Origin of the sequence: Inhella sp., assembly GCF_027532025.1 — a bacterium.
In the GTDB taxonomy this organism is placed as follows: Bacteria; Pseudomonadota; Gammaproteobacteria; order Burkholderiales; family Burkholderiaceae_C; genus Inhella.
Map to the genome: position 1 here is coordinate 1 of NZ_JAPZSY010000142.1, position 4,015 is coordinate 4,015.

Annotated in this window: 3 protein-coding genes, 2 tRNA genes and 1 pseudogene; 2 read left to right on the plus strand and 4 right to left on the minus strand. The window is 66.7% G+C overall.

The features are described 5' to 3' along the window. Together O9335_RS16470 and O9335_RS16475 are read left to right on the plus strand one after the other, a co-directional pair. Nucleotides 1-1,027 (plus strand): annotated as a pseudogene (locus O9335_RS16470) (glycogen debranching enzyme); the annotation flags it as partial. A 32-nt stretch (nucleotides 1,028-1,059) separates the two neighbouring features. Further along, on the plus strand, nucleotides 1,060-1,797 hold the full coding sequence (locus O9335_RS16475) for an arginyltransferase (RefSeq protein WP_298390221.1): 738 nt from the start codon (nucleotides 1,060-1,062) through the stop codon (nucleotides 1,795-1,797). Between the two features lie 40 nt (nucleotides 1,798-1,837). Here the strand turns inward: O9335_RS16475 and O9335_RS16480 are convergent. From O9335_RS16480 to lgt, 4 genes are all read right to left on the minus strand, one after another. Continuing rightward, nucleotides 1,838-1,912: transfer RNA gene (locus tag O9335_RS16480), tRNA-Val, on the minus strand. A gap of 19 nt (nucleotides 1,913-1,931) precedes the next feature. Then, nucleotides 1,932-2,006, minus strand: a tRNA-Val gene (locus O9335_RS16485). Nucleotides 2,007-2,031: 25 nt separating this feature from the next. After that, nucleotides 2,032-2,760: a DNA polymerase III subunit epsilon gene (gene dnaQ / locus O9335_RS16490; RefSeq protein WP_298390215.1), complete on the minus strand. Its 729-nt coding sequence runs from the start codon at nucleotides 2,758-2,760 to the stop codon at nucleotides 2,032-2,034. Further along, nucleotides 2,757-3,563 (minus strand): prolipoprotein diacylglyceryl transferase, encoded by an 807-nt coding sequence (gene lgt, locus O9335_RS16495; protein ID WP_298390218.1) that lies wholly within the window; start codon nucleotides 3,561-3,563, stop codon nucleotides 2,757-2,759. Before lgt ends, dnaQ begins: the two co-directional genes overlap by 4 nt. Nucleotides 3,564-4,015: the final 452 nt, after the last annotated feature.

Sequence of the window (4,015 nt, forward strand, 5' to 3'; positions counted from 1 at the left end):
GCGCGACGAGCAAGGGCGCCCAATGCCCCGCGCGCCGGTGTTGTGGGACATCGACTCCGACCCGGCCCTGGCCGGCACCAAGCTCATCGCCGAGGCCTGGGACGCCGCTGGGCTCTACCAAGTGGGCGGCTTCGGCGGCGACCACTGGAAAGAATGGAACGGCCACTTTCGCGACGACGTGCGCAGCTTCGTTCGCGGCGATCCGGGCAAGGTGCCCGCCCTGGCCGAGCGGCTGCTCGGTAGCCCCCGCCTCTACGGCGACGGGCAGCGCGAGCCCGCGCAAAGCATCAACTTCGTCACCAGCCACGACGGCTTCACGCTGCGCGACCTCGTCAGCCACAACGCCAAGCACAACCGGGTCAACGGCGAAAACAACCGCGACGGCACCGACGACAACCGCAGTTGGAACTGCGGCATCGAAGGGCCCACCGACGACCCCGCCATCAACGCCCTGCGCCTGCGGCAGATGAAGAACCTGCTGGCCATCACCGTGCTGAGCCTGGGCACACCCATGCTGCTGATGGGCGACGAGATGGGCCGCAGCCAGCAAGGCAACAACAACGCCTACTGCCAAGACAACGCACTGAGCTGGCTCGACTGGACGGGACTGGACACCCACGCCGAGCTGCATCGCTTCGTCAAAGGCTTGATCGCGCTGCGCAACCAGCGCGAATCGGTGCGCCATGCGCCGCACCTGTCGCTCGAGCAGCTGATGACCTTGGTGCGGGTTCAACTGCATGGTGTGCACCTGCGCCAGCCCGACCTTTGCGACGCCTCGCACAGCTTGGCCGTCACCGCCAGCAGCCTGTCGGGCGACCTGCGCATGCACTTCGCCTTGAACGCCTACTGGGAGCCCCTCGCCTTCGAGCTGCCACCGGGCTTGAACTGGCGTCGGGTGCTGGACACCGGCCGGGCCAGCCCACACGACCTGGTGGCCTTGGACGACGCCGAAGCCGTGAGCGGCGGCAGCCACACCGTGGCCCCACGCTCCGTGGTGGCCCTGTTCGCCCGGGCAAATCCTGCCTGAACGCCAAGCCCTGGGCTCCTATCATGGGAACCGTGACCCAACTCAAGGACCTGCCGTTCACCCAGGTGCAGTTTTACGTGACTGCCGCCTACCCCTGCAGCTACCTTGCCGAGCGCCAGGCCCGCAGCCAAGTGGCCACACCCAGCCACCTCATCCACGCCGACGCCTACTCCCAGTTGGTCACCCAGGGCTTTCGCCGCTCGGGTTTGTTCACGTACCGCCCGGCCTGCGAGGGCTGCCAAGCCTGCGTGCCCTTGCGGGTACCGGTGGCCTCGTTCCAACCGTCGCGCAGTCAGCGGCGGGCACTCAAACAGCACGCCGACCTCAAGGCCCGCGTCATGCGCCTGGGCTACAGCGCCGAGCACTACGACCTGTACCTGCGCTACCAATCGAGCCGGCACAGCGGCGGCGGCATGGACCACGACAGCGTGGACCAATACAGCCAGTTCCTGCTGCAAAGCCGGGTCAACACGCGTTTGGTGGAGTTCCGCGATGCCGAGGGACGCCTCAAGATCGTCAGCATCCTCGACATGCTGAGCGACGGGCTCTCCGCCGTCTACACCTTCTACGAACCCGACCCGCAGGCCAGCTACGGCACCTATTGCGTGATGTGGCAAATCGAGCAAGCCCGGCAGCTCAAGCTGCCGCACCTGTACCTGGGTTATTGGATCGAACAAAGCCCCAAGATGGCCTACAAGGCCAAGTTCCAGCCGCACGAAGTGCTGCGCCAAGGGCGCTGGCAACCCGGCGAAGCGACGCAGGCGGGCTGAAAACGACAAAGGCCACGTCGCTTGACGTGGCCTTTTCGTTTGGTGGGCGGTGCAGGGTTCGAACCTGCGACCCCTGCCGTGTGAAGGCAGTGCTCTACCGCTGAGCTAACCGCCCGGATTGGTTGGACGGGGTGTGGTGGGCAGTGCAGGGTTCGAACCTGCGACCCCTGCCGTGTGAAGGCAGTGCTCTACCGCTGAGCTAACTGCCCCGTCCGTGTCCGGGAAAGCCGCAGATTATGCCACGGCTTGCGGCCCCTCCAGGCGCCGCCACAAGCAGGCGCCGCCCGCATCCTTGTCCAAACCGGTCAAGGCTGCCTGGTGCGCTTGGCGTTCCGTCGCGTTGGGCTCCACCACGGGCAGGAGCAGAGCGCCAAAGTCGAAGGGACCGAGATCGTCGTCGACCATCTCGTTGCCGGAGCTGTGGCTGTCGTCGGCCAGCAGGCTGTGCTGACCGCGGGTGAGGCGAACGTAAACCTCGGCCAACAACTCGGCGTCCAGCAAGGCCCCGTGGAAGGTGCGACCGCTGTTGTCCACCTCCAATCGCCGGCACAGGGCGTCGAGCGAGTTGGCTTTGCCAGGAAACAGCTCTTTGGCCAGTTGCCAGGTGTCGAGCACGCTCGCCACCGTGTCGGCCACGGGCGGCGCACCGATCCGTGCGAGCTCGGCATTCATGAAGCCGACGTCGAAGGCCGCGTTGTGGATGACGATCTGCGCGCCAGCCAGGAACTCGGTGACCTGGCGCGCCACCTCGGCGAACTTGGGTTTGTCCGAGAGAAATTCGGCCGACAGGCCGTGCACGCGAAACGCCTCTTCGGGCATGTCGCGCTCGGGGTTGAGGTAGAGGTGCAAGTGCCGGCCGGTGAGTTGGCGATCCACCATCTCCACGCAGCCGATTTCCACCACCCGGTCGCCCTTGTCGGGGTCGAGACCGGTGGTTTCGGTGTCGAAGAAGATTTGCCTCATGCAGGACGTCCTTGACGGCGGCTCCAGGCCAGGATGGCGGCGCCGGCGGCCACCATCAGCAAACACAGCATCTGCCCCTGGCTGAGTGGCAGGGCGTGCAGCCCGATGTCGAAGTGGTCGGGCTCGCGGTAGAACTCCGTGAAGAAGCGCAGCCCACCGTAGCCGATCAGGAACCAAGCGCTCACCGCCCCGCGGGCACGGGGGCGGCTGGCGAACCACCACAACAGCACGAACAGCAGCAGACCCTCCGTCAGCGACTGGTACAGCTGGGAGGGGTGGCGCGGCAAGCCGTCGCCCAAGCGCGGGAACACCATGGCCCAGGGCAAGTCGGCCGGGGCCACGCGGCCCCAGAGCTCGCCGTTGATGAAGTTGCCGATCCGACCCACCATCAGGCCGGTGGGCACACAAGGCGCCACCATGTCGGTGACGTCAAAAAAATGCCGTCCGCGGGCGCGGGCCCACAGCGCCAGGGCCACGATCACGCCCAACAAGCCGCCGTGGAAGGACATGCCGCCCTTCCACACCATCAGGATCTGCAGCGGATTCGCGAGGTAGTGCAGCGGCTCATAAAACAGCACCTGGCCCAGCCGCCCACCCACCACCACGCCCAGCACGCCGTAAAACAGCAGGTCGTCCAGGTCCTTCGGGGCCCAGACGGGCTGGGGCGACCAAGGCAAGGCCATGCGCCGGCGCATCAGGAAGAAAAACATCCCGAAGGCCAGCAGGTACATCAGGCCGTACCAGTGGATGGCGATGGGCCCCCACTGCAGGGCCACGGGGTTGAATTGGGGGTGGACCCACATGGGAGAGGCTCGGTTCCGAAAAGGCGCTGCAGTTTAGTGGCCCGTCAACACGACCGCTGCCCGTCTGCGATGAGCGCCACGCCAATGAAGACCCGAAACATCGCATCGAGTTTGCTGCATCCGGAGACGACGCGGCCTTGGCCTGTGAGGCGACGAAACAGGCGGAGCCCCCCATCCAGAGCCCGCCGCCGGGTCTCGGTGCCCTGGTAGGCGCGCTGTATCAGCAGCTTCAACGGCCACGCAAGGAGGGCGTTGGGCACCTCCGGGTTGGTGAGGCTGAGCTCGCCGCGCTGCCTCGGCAGGCACTCGGCCATCGGTTTGAACGGCGCCTAGGAGTCTGCGCGGCAGAAGCCCAGGCCGTCGCCGAGATCCCGGGGGCGACAGGCTAGGCGCTGGCGACGCCGCGTGGCGGGCTACGTCAGGAGCCGGCAACGACGCTTGTCGCCCCCGGG